Below are 19,104 nucleotides of genomic sequence, written 5' to 3'. Positions count from 1 at the left end.
TGTGCGCCCGCGCGTCGCGCTCTCGCGTACGTGCGCGTGCACACTCGCGCGAAGGCGGCACGCCGGGGTCATTGTTCGAAGTGGAAATCACCCTTGGCGGCGCGGTTGGCGTAGTAGAACGCAATCGCCTGGGCGCGGTTCTTGACCGAGAGTTTTTCGTAAAGGTTCGAGAGGTGGAACTTCACCGTGTTGGTGGAGATTTCCAGCTCCTTGCTGAGCTCCTTGTTGGTCAGCCCTTTCGACAGTGCCTCCAGCATGGTGCGTTCGCGGCGGGACAGCTGCTCGATCGGATCGGCCTGCAGACCGCGCACGTCGAGGAAGGGGAAGACCATCTTGCCCTCGGCGACGGCGAGGCAGGTGTCCAGCACGTCTTCGACGGCGCTGGAGCGCGGCGCAAAGCCGGCCGCGCCCGCACTCATCGCCTTGCGGGGCACGTCGCCGCTTTCGTCGGCGTAGACCACCAGCCGCGGCGCGTTGGCTTGCTCGCGCAGCACCTCGATCAGCTTGGCACCGCCAAGTGCCGGCAGGTTCCAGTCGATAATCCCGACCTGGACCGGCACCCGCATCACTGTTCCAAGGAAGCCTTCGGCGGTGGCGGAGGTCGCGACCAACGAGAATCGCGGGTCCTTGTCGAAGATCTCGGACATCGCCGACAGCACCAGCGGATTTGCGTCAGCAAGCATGACCGAAATCGGGGAAACTTTGTCGCTTATAGGAGCCATTTGGTGCCCTTTTGTTAAAAACTACCTGAATGGGTAGGGTCAGTTTCGGTATGCAACGGTATTTTTACCGGTTTGGGTAGGTTTTATACTATCCTATTAGATACCCAAAAGCAGGATATAGGAATGTTGCGGGTTTTGTCGACCTAGGGTTTCCTTGGATTAACAGATGTTGCACGACAGGAAACAAACCTTCCCGCAGTGAAGACCACCGTGATGAAGGCCCGTGACCTCCGGCACATCGGCAAACGGACACCAACAGAGGTTTGACCCGATGACAGAACCCACGATCTTCCCCAGCCTGGAAATCCCGGAAACCCTGGCCGCAGGCCCTGGCCCGGGCAATACCGACCCCCGCGTGCTGCAGGCCTTTGCCAACACCGGCTTGGCCGATCACATGCAGGCGGATGTGCTGCGCGGCATGATCGAGTGCAAGCAAATGCTGCGCGACCTTTGGGGCACCGCCAACACCTACACCTACGGCGTTGGCGGCACCGGTTTCTCGGGCCTTGATTGCATGCTGAACGCAATCCTGCCGGGCGATACCGTAGTTGCTTTCCAGAACGGTACCTTCTCCGGCATTGACGCGATGACCATCCGCATGAAAGCCGCCACCCGCGAGGAACTGGCCGCAGATGCGATGAACCCGCAGCCGGCCTCCGTCACCGTGGTCGACGTGCCGCACGGCGAGTCGGTCTCTGGCAAGCTGGTGGAGCAGGTGCTGGCTGAGAAGAAGCCTAAGTGGGCCTTCATGGCGCATTGGGAAACTGGCTCGGGCCGTATCAACGACCTCAAAGGCTTCTCGGACGCTTGTGAGAAGCACGGCGTAATGGGCCTGATCGACGCGGTGTCCTCGCTGGGCATCGAGGATTTCTCGATCGACGATTACCCGGGCGTTGCCGGCTGGGCGTCCTGCCCGCAGAAAGGCGTGCTCTGCCTGCCGCTGACCTATGCGCCGGTGTCTTTCACTGACCGCTACATCCAGACCGTGCGCGAGAACGGCTGCCATTCCTATGTCCACAACCCGATCCTGGAAGCCCGCCACTGGGGCATCGTGGACGGTAGCGACGTTGGTGCCGGCACTTACCACCGCACCCATTCGGGCTATGCCGTTGCCGCCTTCCATGAGGCGCTGCGCATCACCCTGCAGCACGGCCGTGCCCAGAAGGCCCGCGACTATGCCTTCCACGAGAAAGCGCTGCGCGATGCCGTGACCGCCATGGGCTGCGATGTGACCAGCAACATGACCAGCCTTATCGTGCTGAACCTGCCCGGCGATCTGGCAGGGCGCGAAAAAGAGCTGGTGGGCAACTGCCGCGCCGTGGGATTTGGCATCTGGCCGACCCTGTCGGAGCCGGTCCAGGTCCGCATCGGCATCCTGAACCAGATCACCCCTGCGGCCATCACTGACATCGTCAACCGCTTCGGTAAGGCGATGAACGACATGGGCGCAGGCGTCGACATAGAGGCGATCAACGCCCTTCTCGACCAGCATTACACAGCAGCTCTTGAGCCCGCTGAGTAATAGATTTCCGCATCCATGAGGAGGAGAGGACCATGGATATCCACGAATACCAGGCCAAGGAAGTTCTGAGCAACTTCGGCGTGACGGTTCCGCCCGGCGCACTGGCCTACAGCCCCGAGCAAGCGGCCTACCGCGCGCGGGAACTGGGCGGCGACAGATGGATCGTCAAGGCTCAGGTTCACGCCGGCGGCCGCGGCAAGGCGGGCGGAGTCAAGCTGTGCAACTCGGAAGCCGAGATTTATGAGGCAACCGAGAACCTGTTCGGCAAGAAGCTGGTGACCCACCAGACCGGCCCCGAGGGCAAAGGCATCTACCGTGTCTATGTCGAAGGTGCGGTGCCGATTGCCCGCGAGATCTATCTGGGCTTTGTGCTGGACCGTTCCAGCCAGCGGGTGATGATCGTTGCCTCGTCCGAAGGCGGTATGGAGATTGAGGAGATCTCCGCCGAGCGCCCCGAGTCCATCGTGCGCTCGACCGTTGAACCGGCGGTGGGCCTGCAGGACTTCCAGGCGCGTGAGATTGCGTTTGCCCTGGGCATTGAGCCGGCAATGACGCAGCAGATGGTGCGCACCCTCAAGGGCTGCTACCAGGCGTTCTCCGAACTGGACGCCACCATGGTTGAGATCAACCCGCTGGTGGTCACCTCGGACAACCGGGTCATCGCGCTGGACGCCAAGATGACCTTTGACGACAACGCCCTGTTCCGTCACCCGCAGATCGCCGAGCTGCGCGACAAGAGCCAGGAAGATCCGCGAGAAAGCCGCGCCGCCGACCGCGGCCTGTCTTATGTCGGCCTTGAGGGCAACATCGGTTGCATCGTCAACGGCGCTGGCCTGGCGATGGCGACCATGGACACCATCAAGCTGGCCGGCGGCGAGCCTGCCAACTTCCTGGACATCGGCGGCGGTGCGACACCGGAACGGGTGGCCAAGGCGTTCCGTCTGGTGATGTCCGACAGCAATGTGCAGGCGGTTCTGGTCAACATCTTCGCCGGCATCAACCGCTGTGACTGGGTGGCCGAAGGCGTTGTTCAGGCGCTGCGCGAAGTTGAGGTTGACGTGCCGGTGGTGGTCCGCCTTGCGGGCACCAACGTGGAGGAAGGCCAGAAAATCCTGGCACAGTCCGGCCTGCCGCTGATCCGCGCAACCTCGCTGATGGAAGCCGCTGAGCGGGCCGTCGGCGCGTGGAAAAACGACCTTGATCAAAACACTCGTGTGAGGGCAGTTAAATGAGCATCCTTCTCGATCGCGAAAGCAAAGTCATCGTTCAGGGCATCACCGGCAAAATCGCGCGGTTCCACACCAAGGACATGATCGAATACGGCACCAACGTCGTTGGTGGCGTGGTGCCGGGCAAGGGCGGCGAGACCGTCGAGGGTGTGCCGGTCTTCAACACTGTGAAAGAAGCGGTTGAGGCCACTGGCGCCAATGCCTCCTTGGTGTTTGTGCCGCCGCCGTTTGCAGCCGACTCCATCATGGAAGCGGCGGATGCGGGCATCAACTACTGCGTCTGCATCACTGACGGCATCCCGGCCCAGGACATGATCCGCGTGAAGCGCTACATGTACCGCTATCCCAAGGACAAGCGGATGATCCTGACGGGGCCGAACTGCGCCGGCACTATCTCGCCGGGCAAGGCGCTGCTGGGCATCATGCCGGGCCACATCTACCTGCCGGGCACCGTGGGCATCATCGGCCGCTCGGGCACCTTGGGGTATGAGGCCGCAGCGCAGCTGAAAGAGCTGGGCCTGGGCATCTCGACCTCGGTCGGCATCGGCGGCGACCCGATCAACGGCTCCTCCTTCAAGGACATCCTGGAATGGTTCGAGAAGGATCCGGAAACCGAGGTCATCGCGATGATCGGTGAAATCGGCGGCCCGCAGGAAGCGGAAGCGGCGGATTACATCAAGAACCATGTGACCAAGCCGGTTGTGGCCTATGTCGCGGGTCTGACCGCTCCCAAGGGCCGCACCATGGGCCATGCGGGCGCGATCATCTCGGCCTTCGGCGAGAGCGCTTCCGAGAAGGTGGAGATCCTGTCGGCGGCCGGCGTGACCGTTGCCGAAAACCCCGCCGTGATCGGCGAAACCATCGCAAGCGTGATGAAAAAGAACGCCGCCTGATCCGGCTTTGGGTCAGGTGCGACGCTCCACCCCTGGCCTGGGGCAATGGCAGGGGTGGGGCGCATTAATAAAGCATAAGCACGACAGGGAGATGAAGTCATGGCAAAGCCCAAGGTTCTGGTGACCCGCCGCTGGCCCGCCGCAGTTGAGGCGCAGCTTTCTGAAGCCTTTGATGCTGTGCTGAACACTGGCGACAAGCCATTGAGCGAAGCGCAACTGCGCGACGCAATGAGATCCTATGACGCTGTACTGCCGACGGTGACCGACAAGATTCCGGCCAGTGCGTTTGATATCACTAAGCCCCAGGCACGGATCCTCGCCAACTACGGTGTTGGCTACTCTCATATTGATATGCTCAGTGCGGCAAGCCACGGGATGACTGTGACCAACACCCCCGATGTTCTTAGCGAATGTACCGCCGACATCGCCATGACGCTGCTTTTGATGGTTGCCCGCCGCGCAAGTGAAGGTGAGCGTGAAGTGCGTGCCGGTGAATGGACCGGCTGGCGTCCGACCCATCTGGTCGGCACCAAGGTTTCCGGCAAGACGCTGGGCATCGTCGGCTTTGGCCGTATCGGCCAGGAAATGGCCCGCCGCGCGCATCATGGCTTTGGCATGAAGATCGTGGTGCAGAACCGCTCCCGCGTGTCGCCGGATGTTCTGGCCCGCTATAACGCTACTCAGGCCAGCAGCCTGGAAGAGCTGATGCCGCAGTGCGACTTTGTCTCGCTGCACTGCCCCGGCGGCGCTGCAAACCGGCATTTGATCAACACCCGGATGCTGAACCTGATGAAGCCGGATGCCTTCCTTATCAATACGGCCCGCGGCGAGATTATCGACGAGCTGGCCCTGTCCCGCGCCCTGTGGTTCGAAACCATCGGCGGTGCCGGGCTGGATGTGTTTGATGGCGAACCGCGCATTAACCCGGATCTGATGGGCTGCGACAACCTGGTGATGCTGCCGCACTTGGGCAGCGCCACCCGCGAGGCGCGCGAGGCGATGGGCTTCCGTGTGCTCGACAACCTGACTGATTTCTTTGCAGGGCGCGAACCACGGGACCGGGTGATGTGATGGGAGATCCTGCTGAAACCGCCCACGCGGAGTACTCCGGCGCGGGTTATGCCGCCGAGCTCCGCACCGAATTGCACGCCCTTTGGCTGGACGTGCTGCGCCAGCGCGCGCCTGAGGTGGCAGAACGGGCCACCGGCGAGCCTGCCTGGGATCTGTCCGATGGCCAGCACGCGACCGCCTATATGCAGGCGTTCAACATCTGGTTCCAGCTGCTGAAGATCGTCGAGGAAAACGCCGCCATGCGCGACCGCCGTATGGCCGAAACCCAGGATGGCCCGGAGGTGGTCGAAGGCAGCTTTGCCCGCGCCCTTGATCTGGCCGGCGAGCTGGCAACGCCCGAACGGTTGCAGGAAGTGGCGAGCCAGTTCTCGATCGGTCCGACCCTGACCGCGCATCCGACCGAAGCCAAGCGGGTCACAATTCTGGAGATTCACCGCCGCATCTACCGGGGGCTGGTGTCGCTGGAGGCCAAGCGCTGGACTCCGCGTGAACGCGCCGGCCTGCTGGAGGATCTGCGCTCGGAAATCGACCTGCTGTGGATGACAGGCGAGCTGCGCCGCGACCGGCCCAGCTTGCAGGATGAAATTCAATGGGGGCTGCAGTTCTTCCGCGACAGCCTGTATGAGGCGGTGCCGCAACTCTTTGAACGCTATCTGGCCGCTGCCGAGCCGCATCTGGGCGACAGCGCCGATGCGCCCTGTCTTAAATTCCATTCCTGGATCGGCGGCGACCGCGACGGCAACCCGAATGTGACGGTGGATGCCACGGCGGCAGCGCTCACGGCGAACCGTGCAGCCATTCTCAAGCGCTACCAGAAGGCGCTGACCACCGCTGCTGAACGGATCTCGATCTCGGCCGCCGTGTTTGCGTTGCCTGACAGCGCCTCCAGCCGGCTGGCAATTATCATCGAAGCGGCGCCGGGCGCTGCCGGCCTTGCGGCCCGCAATCCTGGCGAAGTCTTTCGCCAGGCGCTGACAGCTATTCATGCCCGTATCAAGGCCACCGCCGCCGAGGAGACCGGTGCCTATGCGCATCTGGGTGATTTCGTCAGCGATCTCACCCGGGTTGAGGAAGCGCTGGAGGAAATCGGCGCCAACCGGCTGGCGGCCCGCTACGTGCGTCCGATCCGCTGGCAGGCCGATGTCTTTGGCTTTCGCACAGTGACCCTGGACATCCGCCAAAACTCTACCGTGACCACTGAAACGCTGACTGAAATCTGGTCGCGCTCCGGCCAGGTGCCGGAATTCGGCAGCGCCGAATGGTCGGCGCGCCTCCGCTCTGAGCTGGGCAGTGCTTCGCTGCCCTATATGATGCCGGATGAATTGAGCCCGCAAAGCGGCGAGCTGCTGAAACTGCTGCGGCTGATGCGCGATGCCGGTGCCGGCGAAGACCCGCATGCGATGGGGCCGTTTATCCTGTCGATGACCCGCTCTACAGACGACCTGCTCGGCGTCTATCTGCTGGCGCGTTACGCAGGCTTTGGCGCCGAAAAGGCCGCGCTGAAAGTTGTGCCGCTGTTTGAGACCATCGGCGACCTGCGTGCCGCGCCCGGCATTCTGAACGGGCTGCTGAACGTGCCTTTTGCCCGCCGTTCGCTGAAATCCGGCGACAACCGGATCGAGGTGATGCTGGGCTATTCGGATAGCAATAAGGACGGCGGTTTCCTTTGCTCCACCTGGGAGCTGGAGAAGGCGCAGCGCCTGATCACCCGTACCCTGGCGGCGCACCGGATGAAGCCGGTCTTTTTCCACGGCCGCGGCGGGTCGGTCTCCCGCGGCGGCGCCCCTGCCGAACGTGCGATTGCCGCCCAGCCCGCGGGCACCATCGCAGGCCAGATGCGGATCACCGAACAGGGCGAGGTGGTCAGCTCCAAATACGCCAATCGCGGCACCGCGCTGCACCAGCTGGAGCTGATGGCGTCCTCGGTCCTGCGCCACTCGCTGCAGGAAGATACGCCTCCGGTGTGTCCAGAGCATGACGACGCGTTCGAGGCCCTCGCCGGCATGTCGCAGGCAGCCTATTCCAATCTGCTGAATGCGCCCGGCTTCCTGGACTACTTCCAGCAGGCCAGCCCGGTAGAAGAGCTTGCCATGCTCAAGATCGGCTCGCGTCCCGCCCGTCGCTTCGGCGCGGGCTCACTGGATGATCTGCGCGCCATCCCTTGGGTCTTTGCCTGGTCGCAAAACCGCCACATGATCACTGGCTGGTACGGCTTCGGCTCGGCGGTGGCCAGCTTCCGCAAGTTCCGCGGCGCGCGCGGTGATGGGGTTCTGCAGGACATGTTCCGTAACTCGCCACTGTTCCGCCTGGTGGTGGATGAGGTCGAAAAGACCCTTCTGCAAAGCGATATGGAGATTGCTTCGGATTATGCTACACTAGTGCAGGACGCGGAAATCCGCGAGCGTATCTTTGGCACCATCCGCAAGGAATACCAACTGGCCCGCGAGGCAATTCTATTCCTGACGGGTGACAGCAGCCTCGCTGACCGCTTCCCGCGCTTGCGCACCCGCTTTGGCCGGGTTGAGACCATGCTGCGCGAAATTCACAAAACCCAGGTGCGTCTCCTGCGGGAAGAGCGCGCCGAGAAGCCTTCAACAGTGCCGGTTCCGCTGATGCAGTCAATGAACTGTGTCGCCGCGGGGCTTGGCTGGACAGGATAGACAGGAGCCCCGAATGTCCAAAGATCTCTTTTTCACCCAACCCCTCTCCGAGCGCGATCCTGAGCTTTATGCGTCGATCACCGCCGAGCTGGGCCGCCAGCGCGACGAGATCGAGCTGATCGCGTCTGAGAACATCGTCTCGGCGGCGGTGATGGAAGCGCAAGGCTCTGTGCTGACCAATAAATACGCCGAAGGCTATCCGGGTCGCCGCTATTACGGCGGCTGCCAGTATGTCGACGTCGCTGAAAACCTGGCCATCGACCGCGCCAAGGCGCTGTTCGGCTGTGAGTTTGCCAATGTGCAGCCGAACTCCGGCAGCCAGGCGAACCAGGGCGTGTTCCAGGCGCTGATCCAGCCCGGCGACACCATCCTGGGCATGGATCTGGCCTCCGGCGGCCACCTGACCCATGGCGCGCGTCCGAACCAGTCCGGCAAGTGGTTCAACGCGGTGCATTACGGCGTGCGCGAAAGCGACAACCTGATCGACTACGACCAGATCCAGGCGCTGGCCACCGAGCACCAGCCAAAGCTGATCATCGCCGGCGGTTCCGCCATTCCGCGCCAGATCGACTTTGCCCGGTTCCGCGAAATCGCAGACAGCGTCGGCGCCTATTTCATGGTCGACATGGCCCATATCGCGGGCCTGATCGCCGCCGGTGAGCACCCCTCGCCGTTCCCGCATGCGCATGTGGCCACCACCACCACCCACAAGACCCTGCGCGGCCCCCGCGGCGGCATGATCGTGACCAATGACGAGGCGATTGCCAAGAAAGTGAACTCGGCGATTTTCCCCGGCATCCAGGGCGGCCCGCTGATGCATGTGATCGCAGGCAAGGCGGCGGCCTTTGGCGAGGCGCTGAAGCCGGAGTTCAAGACCTACCAAAAGCAGGTGCGCGCCAACGCCGCGGCGCTGGCGGACCAGCTGATCAAAGGCGGCCTGGACATCGTCACCGGCGGCACCGACACCCATGTGATGCTGGTCGACCTGCGCCCCAAAGGTGTGACCGGCAATATCGCCGACAAGGCGCTGGGCCGCGCCCATATCACCACCAACAAGAACGGCATCCCGTTCGACCCGGAAAAGCCCACCGTGACGAGCGGTTTGCGTCTGGGCACCCCCGCAGGCACCACCCGCGGCTTCGGCGAGGGCGAGTTCCGCCAGATCGCCGACCTGATCATCGAGGTGATCGACGGCCTGGCCGCCAACGGTGAAGACGGCAATGCCGATGTGGAAGCCGCGGTGCGCGCCAAGGTCGCAGATCTCTGCGCCAGGTTCCCGCTGTATCCGAACCTGTAAGCCTTTGCAGGAGTGAGACCACAAACCGCCGCGGCCCATCAGCCGCGGCGGTTCTCTATTGCGGCAAGGGCAAGGCTCCCGCGCCCCGCAGGTGCATCAAAGACGCCCCGGCACGGGCCTTGGGCCCGGCAGCGCCCCTGCGGGGCGCTGCCCGCGCCGTGCACCAGCACGGCGCCATGCCCAACGCTTTCGGGCCTGCCTCTGGCTGGCTGGAAAGGGGCGGGAGCGGCTGGGGGCTGGACGCGAAGGTGCCCGTTTGCCGGAGAATGCCCGGCAAAAAGTGGAAAGACCCAGAAATTTGTGGGAAAATGTGGGTTGACCTTGTAAGCCGGAAAAAAGCCATGCCTTATGGCGCCAGGCAGTTAAACGCGAACAGGCTCACTCTTGTCGGACTCACTTTCTCTTTCTCACCGCGAATTGGAGCTGGTGGACGCTTTGCGGCGTTTGGGCGGATCAGCCCGCAGTGCGGAGCTTGCAAAAATGCTGGATGTTTCCGAGGAAACTGTGCGCCGCACCATCAAGGCGCTAAACAAGGCTGGAGCCGTGCAACGGGTGCATGGCGGAGCCTTTCTGGCAGGGCCGCAAAGCGCTACCAGCTTCGCCCGGCGGATTTCTGAGAACCAAAAGGAAAAAGCCCGGATCGCGGCCCGGATCGCTGCACATGCCCGTGATGGCATGGCGCTGTTTCTGGATGTCGGCTCTACTACCGCATTTGTTGCCGAGGAACTGCGGCAGAAGACCGGGCTGATCGTGGTCACCAATTCTATCGGAGCTGCGCAGGCACTGGCAAACCACAATGGCAACAGGGTGCATTTGCTGGGGGGCGAATTGCAAAGCAATGAGCGCGGCACCTTTGGTTTTGTGGCTGAGCAGCAAGTCCGGCGGTTTGCGCTGGATCTGGCAATACTGTCTGCAGATGCATTTTCTGCCAAACAGGGCGTGCTCTATCACAGTGCGGCCGAAGCGCAGCTGGCAGGGGTGGTTGCCGATTGCACAGAGCAGGTGGCCCTGGCCATGGCCCATCCCAAGTTTACGGAAACTGCGCCGCATTGCGGACCCTCTCCGCGCAAGATCAGCCTGCTGTTTACTGACCGCAGACCTGACAAGAAACTCTCTGCAGCGCTGGCAGGCTGGGGGGTGAAAGTGGACGTTGCTCCGGGTGGCAAAGATGACTGACGAACAGCTGTCTCTGCCCCTGCGGCAGCCTGGAAAGCAGGCGGCCTGATGGGCGGCCGCTGGAAATGCCCGAAGCAGCGGCCTCAAGAACGGGGTAAGGTTGCATTGATTGCGACTGGGGCAGATACACCCCGGCTACAGGCCGCAAACAGGAACTGACATGGCGATTTTGACTTTTTTGATCAGTCTGGCGGGAGCCACGATGCTGCTTCTTTATGCGGTGCGGATGGTGCGCACCGGGATCGAGCGCAGCTATGGCGCCTCGTTCCAGCGGCTGCTGACCGGACGGCAAAGCCATCTGCAGGCGGGCCTGATGGGGCTGATGCTGGCGATCGTACTGCAAAGTTCGGCTGCCGTGGCGCTGCTCACCTCCGGGTTTGCGGCCAGCGGCTATCTGGCCTTTCCCACTGGGCTGGCCATCGTGCTGGGCGGCGATCTGGGCTCGGCGCTGATCATTCAGATCCTCTCCTTTGATCTCGATTGGCTGGTGCCGGTGCTGCTGGCGGCCGGCGGGTATCTGTTCGTCAAAACCGAGGCAAAGAAGGCGCGGCAGCTGGGCAGGATCTTGATGGGGGTCGCCTTCATCCTGATTTCGTTGCGGTTTCTGCGCGAAGCGATGGATCCGATCCGCGACAGCGCCTTTCTGCCGGCGGTTGCGGGCTATCTGGCTCGGGATTACATAACGGCGTTTCTGGTCGGTGGCGCGCTGGCTTTTGTGATGCATTCGTCAGTTGCCGCTATCCTGATGTGCGTGACGCTGGTGCAGATCGGAGCGATCCCCTTTGCCGCTGGCCTTTCACTGGTATTGGGGGCGAATTTCGGTTCTGCCTTCATTCCCGTCTGGCTGAGCCGCGGAATGGATCTGCGGGCCCGCCGCATTCCTTATGCCAACCTTGTTTTGCGCGGCACCTGGGCGGTGATCTGCCTGTTCGGTGCCAATCTGGCGCTGCGTCAGGGGGTGTTGGGGGATCCGCAAGGCGGCCAGATGCTGGTCAACGCGCATCTGGCCTTCAATGCGTCACTGCTGGTTCTCGCGCTGCCGGTTTGCACACAGTTGGGAGATATCTTTGCCCGGCTGTTCCCCGAACCCGCGCAGACAGAGATGAACCATCCAGGGCGGCCTGTCAGTGCGCTGGAGCAGGGCAGCTATGGCTCAGCTGCTGTGTCTGTTTCGAACCTTAAACGCGAACTGCTGCGGATGTCTGACCAGGTCAATGCCATGTTCCGCCCGGTACTGGAATTGTACCAATCGGGTGGCAAGGAGAAAATCAAGACCGTTCAGTCGATGGACGCCGAGGTCAACGCTGGTCTCTCCGGTGTCCGGAAATATGTGGCTGCGATCCCCGAGGATGGCTTTGACAAAGATCAATTGAAGACGGCCCGCAGCCTGATGGAATACGCGATCCGGCTGGAAACCGCTGGCGATGTGGTGGCCCGTCGTCTGACAGTCCTGGCGGGTGATTTGAACAAAAGGAATCTGAGCTTTTCCAGGGAAGGCTGGATGGAGATCACCCGGATGCATGAGGCAATTCTGGCCAATATGCAGCTGGCCTCCAATGTGCTGATTTCTGATGACTTGGAAAGTGCGCGGTTGCTGAGTCTGGAAAAAACCGAATTGAAGCGGATGGAGCACGACAGCCGGAAACGCCACCTGAAACGGTTGCAAAATGGTGCCCGGGAAAGCTTTGACACCTCCGACATCCATTTGGAAACGCTGCGTGCCTTGCGTGAGTTCAACAGCCACATTGCGGCGGTAGCCTATCCGGTTCTGTACCAGAATGGCCAGCTGCTGGAGACCCGGCTGATCAATGAAATGCTGCCGGAAGACGCCGAGTGACGCTTGAAACCCAGCCGCCTGCCTAAAGACCTGTCCAGAACATGACCCTTTTTATCATCGCTATCATCTTGTCGGCAGCGCTGTTGCATGCTGTGTGGAACGCCATTGTGAAAACGGCTGCGGACCGCACCACCACACTTGGGCTGGTTGCCTTTGGCCAAGTGATCCCCAGTGCCGTGATGATCACAGTCCTGCCGCTGCCTTCTGCTGAAAGCTTTGTCTATATCCTGCTCTCAACGGTGGTTCATTTCGGCTACTACTACATGCTTGGCCGCGCCTATCAGCACGGTGACCTCAGCGTCGTATACCCGATTGCCAGGGGTATCGTGCCGGCGCTTGTCGGCATATGGGCGATGATCTTTGTCGGCGAGGTTTTGCCATTGCAGGCCTGGGGAGGCATTGGGGTGATTGCCCTTGGCATCCAGCTCAGCAGCTGGAAGGCGCTGCGCTCGGGGGTTGGGCGCGCGGCTCTTGGTTTTGCCGCGGGGACCGGTTTTTGCATTTCGATTTATTCATTGGTCGACGGTATCGGCGTGCGTTTGTCCGGTAACACACTCAGCTACTGGGCCTGGGGTGCATTTCTGCACATTTTCATTGCCGGGTTCATCGCCGTGCGCAAGCGCCGCACGCTGGCGGCTTTGCCCAGGCGGACATGGATCCTGGGGATTACCGGAGGGCTGGTATCTATGACGGCCTACGGGCTGGTGCTTTATGCCAAGAACTTTGCCCCGCTGGGTGCTGTTTCTGCGCTGCGGGAAACTTCTGTGATCTTTGCTGCGCTGATCGGATTTTTCTTCCTCAAAGAAGGATACTGGATGCGGCGGCTTGGTTCTGCGGTGTTGATGGCCTGCGGCGTGGCCCTGATCGGAATGGCTGTCTAGTTCCTGTTCGGCTTGATGTGCTGGCGCAGTCAATGGGATTGGGTTGAGACCTCAGGCTCTTGCTCTGGGCTGCTGCTCAAGGGCGCCAGTATCTGTCAGAAATGATGCCAAAGTGTGCAGCAGGACTGCCTTTTTGACCGGCTTGGCCAAAAAGTGATCCATGCCCGCATCCAGGCAGGCTTGCCGGTCGCTGGAAAACGCGTTTGCGGTCAGGGCAATGATTACTGGCTGGGGAAAGGGCAGGTTGCGGATTTCCCGGGTGGCCGCAATGCCGTCCAACTCGGGCATCGACATATCCATCAGGATAATATCCGGCTGCTGTTCCTTGAACATGTTAACTGCCACGCGGCCATTGCCGGCTTCAGCCAACTCCACCGGCTGACCGCGCAGGAATTTGCGGATCAGCAGCCTGTTGGTCTGGTTGTCTTCAGCCAGCAGAACTTTGCAAGGTCTGATCTGAGGTGCTGTGTCCAGTGAAATCTCCGCGGCCGGGGGGCGCGCTTGCTTGGCTGGCGCCATCTGCAGCTCCAGGCGGAAGCAAGAGCCTTGGCCGGGATCTGATTTAACGGAAATACTGCCGCCCATCCGCTTGGCCAGCATGCTGGAAATGGTAAGCCCCAGCCCGGTTCCGCCAAACTCCTTTGTCGTTGCCGCGTCTGCTTGGGTGAAACGGTCAAAGATATGGCGCGCTTGGGAAGCGGAAATTCCGATCCCGCTGTCCTCAACTTCGGCGATCAGGCGGCAAGGTGCGCCGTCGGCATGGGAGACGCGGACGTCAATTCTGCCTTGCGGCGTGAACTTGACAGCATTGCCGATCAGATTAACCAGAATCTGCCGCAACCGCCCGTCATCTCCGTGCAGCCGTTCCGCCAGCCCATCCGCGTAAGAGACCTGCAGCGACAGGCCTTTTTCCAGCGCTTTCGGGCGGAACAGCCCCGCCGCACTGCCAATACAGTCGCGCAGATCGAAGTCCTCTTCGGTTATAGAGAATTTCCCTGCTTCCAGCCGCGACAGGTCAAGGATGTCATTGATGATCTTCAGCAGTGCCTGGGCCGAACTGCGGATGGTTTCCACATTTTGCTGTTCATCCTGCGAAAGCTCCGCCTCTGCCAGCAAATCAGCCATGCCGATGATACCGTTCATCGGAGTGCGGATTTCATGGCTCATGTTGGCCAGGAACTCGGATTTGGCCCGATCAGCCTGTTCAGCCGCAACCTTGGCCTCGGCCAGTTCCCGTTCACGCAATTTGCTATGAGTTATGTCGCGTTCAATGCCGATAATCAGGTCGACTGCGCCATCCTCGCCGGTCACCGGGACGATATTGGTGTCGAACCAGGCTTCTTCCCCTGACTTGGTGTAGGTGAGCACTTCGTTGTGATAGCGGATGCCAAGGTCCTTGTGGCGGTTCATTTCCCGGATCACGCCAAGATCGGTATCCGGGCCGTCCAGCAATTCTGAAGGTGTCCGGCCAATCGCCTCGCTGGCGGCATAGCCTGTGACGCGGGTGAAGGCCTCGTTGACCCAGAGGATCTGCCGCTCTGCATCGGTCAGGATAATACTGTCGGACGCGTGTTTTGCGACCAGCGACAGACGGTGCAGTTCCGCCTGTTGTTTTTGCAATTCGGCGTGGGCGTCTTCCAATGCGCGTTTGCCGTGTTTCAGTTCGCTGTTCCGCTCGGACAGTGTCTGGTTCGCGCGGATCAGTTCTTCGCGCAGATGGACATCCTCCGATACATTCCAGTTCACGCCAATCATCCAGTCGCGGCCTTGCGCATCTGTAAACGGGCTGGCCAGCGCCCGGATATGCTTGAAGGTGCCATCTTCCAGAACAATCCGGAAATCCGAGGCAAAATGTGTCTTGTTCCGCTCTGCGGACTGCAGTGCCTTGGCCACCCGGTCCCGGTCGCCGGGATGCAGCATGGCCATCCATTCGGCCCCCTCCGGCGGCCCGTGCTGCACGGGTACGCTGTAGAGTTCATGCATGCGGCTGTCCCAGCTCACTTCCTGCTTCTCCGAGTCGCATTCCCAAATGCCAACCCGGGATGTTTTGACTGCAATTTCCAACCGCCGCGAGACTGCCTCCAGTTCCGCCTCCCTGTGCCGCAGCTTGCCGATCACGGTTTGCCGTGCAGCAGACAGCCTGCCTGCCAGAAACGTTGGGAAAACGACCAGTGCCGCCGCCGCCAGCAGACCCAGTCTCAGCTTCCACAGGTTGCCAGGAACGCTTTGCCAGCCGCCCTCGGGGCGGGCGGCCAGTTTCCAGGAGCCAACTGGCAGGTTTATGTCCAGCAGAACGGGATCTCCGGTCAGCATCTCCGGCACGCCGAAAAACTGGCGGCCAGAGGGGCCCGTCCCGTCCTGGCCTGTCAGCGCTATTTCCAGGCCGCCCTTGTTTCCGTTGATCCCGGTCTCTGTATAAAGAGTGCCGGTGGCGACCACAGCCGAGAGAATGCCCCAGAACTGCCGGTCAGTCCCTGACCCGGTGAAAATCGGCAGCCGGTAGATGAACCCGGAGCCGCCCTGTACCAGGTTTACCGGCCCGGCCAGCACCATGTCACCGCTATCACGCACCCGGTGCGCCGCCGCCCGCTGCGCGGCATTCTGATTATAGTCCAGCCCAATGACGGGCTCGTTCCCTTTCACCGGGTAAACCAGCGAGACCACCAGGCCGGGTGCTGCAGCGATGTGCCGGATGGCGGTCTTTCCCTCGAGCACCTGTGCGGCCATCCGGCTGAACCGCGCCTGCTCCATGTCCGGTTCGGTGGCCAGCATCGCGGCCAGCCCGCGCAGCCGCTGATAGTCGCCATTGACTTGGCCTTCCAGCCGGGACTTGAGCATCCCTGCCTCTTGCTGGACCCTGGCACGTTCAGACTGGTGGTGGATTGTGGCGTTTTGCTGCTCAGCATAAAACCCCGCTGCACAGACTACCGCCAAGGCAAGCAGGGCGGGCAGGTATGTCCGGTTGCTGAAGGCGCGCAGCCAGCGAGCAGGAAGTTTAGACACGGCCATCTTGCCACCTTTGCATTTGCACGACGCACAGCTGGCATCCGTGTCCTGAATGTATGCCAAGTGTTCGGTTCAGCCCCAATGTCCTCTTAAAGTCTGAAAATAGGGTTTTCACAACACCGGTGCAGGCTGAGCGGCGCTGCGGCGGCCATCGCAGCGGCCGCAGCGGGCCGTTGCGCAACGGGTTTTGCAGTCAGGCTGTTGTCCTTGCCTCAATGTGCCCCGTTCCAGACAGGATCAGAAGTCCTGCCATTTTGCCAAGGCGGCCGAGCCGTCCGTGGCCGGAATGGCGGAATGCGTCTCTGGCAAATCATCCCAGCCAGAGCCATGAGCGGATGGCTGGACTGGTTCCGGCACCTGGCGGGCCGAAGGCGTGTCCATTCCGACATTGAAATTGCCCACCAGTCCGGCCAGCTTGGAGGCGTCGCCGTTCAGCAGTTGGCCTGCTGCTGTCATCTGCTCCACCATCGCCGCGTTCTGCTGGGTCACTTGGTCCAGTTGCATCACGCCAGTGTTGATTTCACCAATGCCGGTGGATTGCTCCGCTGCGCCCTCGGCAATTCCCGAGACAAGCCCCGAGATATGGGTGACCTGGGAGACGATGCTGTTCAGCGCCTCGCCGGCCTTGCCGACCAGATCCACGCCCTTAGCCACTTGGTCACCGGAATTGGAAATCAGCGCCTTGATTTCCATGGCCGCATCCGAGGACCGCTGTGCCAGGGCCCGCACTTCAGAGGCGACAACGGCAAAGCCGCGACCGGCATCGCCTGCGCGCGCCGCCTCGACGCCTGCATTCAGCGCCAGCAGATTGGTCTGAAAGGCGATATCGTCGATCACCCCGATGATTTGCGAAATATGGGAGGCCGATGCTTCGATCCCGTTCATCGCAGAAACCGCGTTCCGCACTACTTCACCGCTGGCTTCGGCTTCGTCCCGGGCCTCGTTCATGGCGGTTTCCACCCGGCGTGCGCCATCGGCAGCAGCCTTGACGCTGGCGGTCATTTGGTCCAGCGCTGCAGCGGTCTGCTCCAGCGTGGCGGCCTGGCTTTCGGTGCGCTGCGACAGATCATCCGAGGCTTGGCTGATTTCCGAGGTGCCATTGCGGATGCTGGTGGTGGCTTCCACCACTTCGCGCACCGTATTGTTCAAAGTGTCAGCTGTCTGGTTGAAGTCGAGGCGCAGGCCTTTGTACGCTTCGGGGAAGGGTTCTGTTATCGGGTTCGAAAAGTCCCCGTTTGCCAGATGCTTCAGGCCATTGCGCAGTTCGCCAACCACGAGATCCTGCTGGCGTTGCAATTCAGCCCGTTCCTCTTCTGCCGTCCGGGCATTTTGCAAGTCAGTTTTGAAACCTTCGAGGATGCCGGCAATATTGCCGAATTCATCGCCGGTGCCATGACCCGCGACCGGGTGATTGTAATCCTTGGCTGCGATGTGTTCGACACTGTCGGACAGGGCCGAAACCTTGCGGGCAATGCTGCGGGCTGCCACCCAAGACAGGAGTGCCACAGCCAGTGCCACGCCAACGGCCTGCAGCATGGCGGCGTTGGATAAACTGTTTTGGGCCGCCAGCGCCTCTGCGCTGTCAACTTCCAGGACAATGCCCCAGGTCCGGTCTTCGAGGGCGACGCCCGCAGCCATGGCTTCGACGGGTTGGCCCGCCAGACCCGGAGTGCCCGAAAAACTGCTTTTCCCGCCGCCAAGTGCCGCCGTAATCTGAGGCAAACCGGGCAGATCCGACAATGCCTGATGCCCGTTGCCGCGGTCCGAAGCAGTCAGTGCCACGCCATCGCCGCGCACCAGATAGGCCTGGCCGGATTCCCCCAGCAGACTGGAATGGGACAGAAGCTCTGAAATGTCTTCAACCGGGACGCGCAGCACCAGCGCCCCCATCATTGCGCCTTTCTTCAGGATCGGAGCAGAGATGAACATTGCCGGACGGCCGCCATCGGCTTTGTAGGCAGCCATTTCCGACAGGAACACCTGGCCGCGCTCCAGCTCCAGCGCGGCGCGGTATGCCACGCCCAGCCCGCTGTCCCGATACGGTCCATCCAGGTAATTCAGTGCAAAATCATCGTTCTTTTGCACCGCATAGACCATGTTGCCCTGCACATCCAAAAGGTAGGCGTCCAGGAAGCCTTGTTCCTCCAGAAAGGTGACAAACCCAGTGTGATTCATCTTGTGCCGGATGGACCAGGCGGATTTGTCTTTGGCATCAAGCAGTTTGTAGCGTTCGCCTGCAGGGTTGGGGTTGCCGTCTGCATAGGCGGCGCGCAGATGTCCGCTGGGGTCATCGCCCAGAGAATAGAAACCGTTGGAAAAATCCCGCAATGCAGTTTCAACTGCTTTACTGGCAACCAGTGTCCGGGTCTGCGAGCGCAGGTCGGCCACCCAGTTCTCCAATGCTTCTTTGCGCTCTTCCAGCAGCGTCGCATATGCGGCTTCCCGGTTGGCCTTCAGTGCTTGTCCGGCCTCCCAGGCAAAGAAAATGCCAGAGGCGAGGGTCAGAATTATCGTGGGGGCGGCGATAGACAGCGGCAGTTTGCGGCCCAATGGCATATTCGCCCAGAATTTGAACAGTCGAGTCATTGCAGCGTAGTTCCCATCAACATTTGAGTCTGCCGGCAGCCTGGGAGCAGCCGTGAACGGTGCCAGCTGGGTGGCGCCTGATGGAAAACACTTGATGGGATTCATTTCGGCAGCGTTAAATTATGTGCCAAAACCCCTGATTTGCTGCATTTGCCGGGTCAGATGCAGCAAAAAAGCAGATCGATTTTTATCTGTGGCCTTACGAGCCTGTTGCGAATCGCCGG

At 61.4% G+C, this 19,104-nt stretch carries 12 protein-coding genes; 9 read left to right on the top strand and 3 right to left on the bottom strand.

The window, feature by feature from the left end; translation table 11 throughout:
- Window positions 1–68 precede the first annotated feature (68 nt).
- On the bottom strand, window positions 69–683 hold the full coding sequence (locus K3724_RS18620) for a response regulator transcription factor (RefSeq protein ID WP_259992685.1): 615 nt from the start codon (window positions 681–683) through the stop codon (window positions 69–71).
- Between the two features lie 310 nt (window positions 684–993).
- Between K3724_RS18620 and K3724_RS18615 the strand changes: the two genes are divergently transcribed.
- The 9 genes from K3724_RS18615 to K3724_RS18575 all read left to right on the top strand — a co-directional run bounded on the left by K3724_RS18615 (window position 994) and on the right by K3724_RS18575 (window position 13,288).
- A complete protein-coding gene (locus K3724_RS18615) occupies window positions 994–2,244 on the top strand; it encodes an aminotransferase (protein ID WP_259988075.1) in 1,251 nt (416 codons plus the stop codon).
- Between the two features lie 32 nt (window positions 2,245–2,276).
- Window positions 2,277–3,476, top strand: coding sequence for a malate--CoA ligase subunit beta (locus K3724_RS18610; protein ID WP_129372294.1), 1,200 nt, complete (start codon window positions 2,277–2,279; stop codon window positions 3,474–3,476).
- Window positions 3,473–4,366, top strand: coding sequence for a succinate--CoA ligase subunit alpha (sucD, locus tag K3724_RS18605; protein WP_027256624.1), 894 nt, complete (start codon window positions 3,473–3,475; stop codon window positions 4,364–4,366). Before K3724_RS18610 ends, sucD begins: the two co-directional genes overlap by 4 nt.
- A gap of 99 nt (window positions 4,367–4,465) precedes the next feature.
- Window positions 4,466–5,437, top strand: coding sequence for a D-glycerate dehydrogenase (locus K3724_RS18600; protein WP_259988071.1), 972 nt, complete (start codon window positions 4,466–4,468; stop codon window positions 5,435–5,437).
- Window positions 5,437–8,097: a phosphoenolpyruvate carboxylase gene (locus tag K3724_RS18595; protein WP_259988069.1), complete on the top strand. Its 2,661-nt coding sequence runs from the start codon at window positions 5,437–5,439 to the stop codon at window positions 8,095–8,097. Before K3724_RS18600 ends, K3724_RS18595 begins: the two co-directional genes overlap by 1 nt.
- A 13-nt stretch (window positions 8,098–8,110) precedes the next feature.
- Window positions 8,111–9,394, top strand: a complete 1,284-nt coding sequence (glyA, locus tag K3724_RS18590) for a serine hydroxymethyltransferase (RefSeq protein ID WP_259988067.1) — start codon at window positions 8,111–8,113, stop codon at window positions 9,392–9,394.
- Window positions 9,395–9,778: 384 nt separating this feature from the next.
- Window positions 9,779–10,570 carry a DeoR/GlpR family DNA-binding transcription regulator gene (locus tag K3724_RS18585; RefSeq protein ID WP_259988065.1) on the top strand — a complete coding sequence of 264 codons (792 nt, stop codon included), beginning with the start codon at window positions 9,779–9,781 and terminating at the stop codon, window positions 10,568–10,570.
- Between the two features lie 160 nt (window positions 10,571–10,730).
- On the top strand, window positions 10,731–12,407 hold the full coding sequence (locus tag K3724_RS18580; protein WP_259988064.1) for a Na/Pi cotransporter family protein: 1,677 nt from the start codon (window positions 10,731–10,733) through the stop codon (window positions 12,405–12,407).
- Window positions 12,408–12,448: 41 nt separating this feature from the next.
- Window positions 12,449–13,288, top strand: coding sequence for a DMT family transporter (locus K3724_RS18575; RefSeq protein WP_259988062.1), 840 nt, complete (start codon window positions 12,449–12,451; stop codon window positions 13,286–13,288).
- Window positions 13,289–13,339: 51 nt separating this feature from the next.
- Here the strand turns inward: K3724_RS18575 and K3724_RS18570 are convergent, their stop codons facing one another.
- Both K3724_RS18570 and K3724_RS18565 read right to left on the bottom strand, forming a co-directional pair.
- A complete protein-coding gene (locus K3724_RS18570; RefSeq protein ID WP_409201388.1) occupies window positions 13,340–16,126 on the bottom strand; it encodes an ATP-binding protein in 2,787 nt (928 codons plus the stop codon).
- A gap of 405 nt (window positions 16,127–16,531) precedes the next feature.
- Window positions 16,532–18,880 carry a methyl-accepting chemotaxis protein gene (locus K3724_RS18565; protein ID WP_311200190.1) on the bottom strand — a complete coding sequence of 783 codons (2,349 nt, stop codon included), beginning with the start codon at window positions 18,878–18,880 and terminating at the stop codon, window positions 16,532–16,534.
- Between the last annotated feature and the right edge of the window lie 224 nt (window positions 18,881–19,104).

The sequence above is a fragment of the Leisingera sp. M658 genome, from assembly GCF_025144145.1.
Taxonomy (GTDB): Bacteria; Pseudomonadota; Alphaproteobacteria; order Rhodobacterales; family Rhodobacteraceae; genus Leisingera.
The sequence above is the reverse complement of the archived record's forward strand: the minus strand, read 5'-3'. Positions and strand labels throughout refer to the sequence as shown.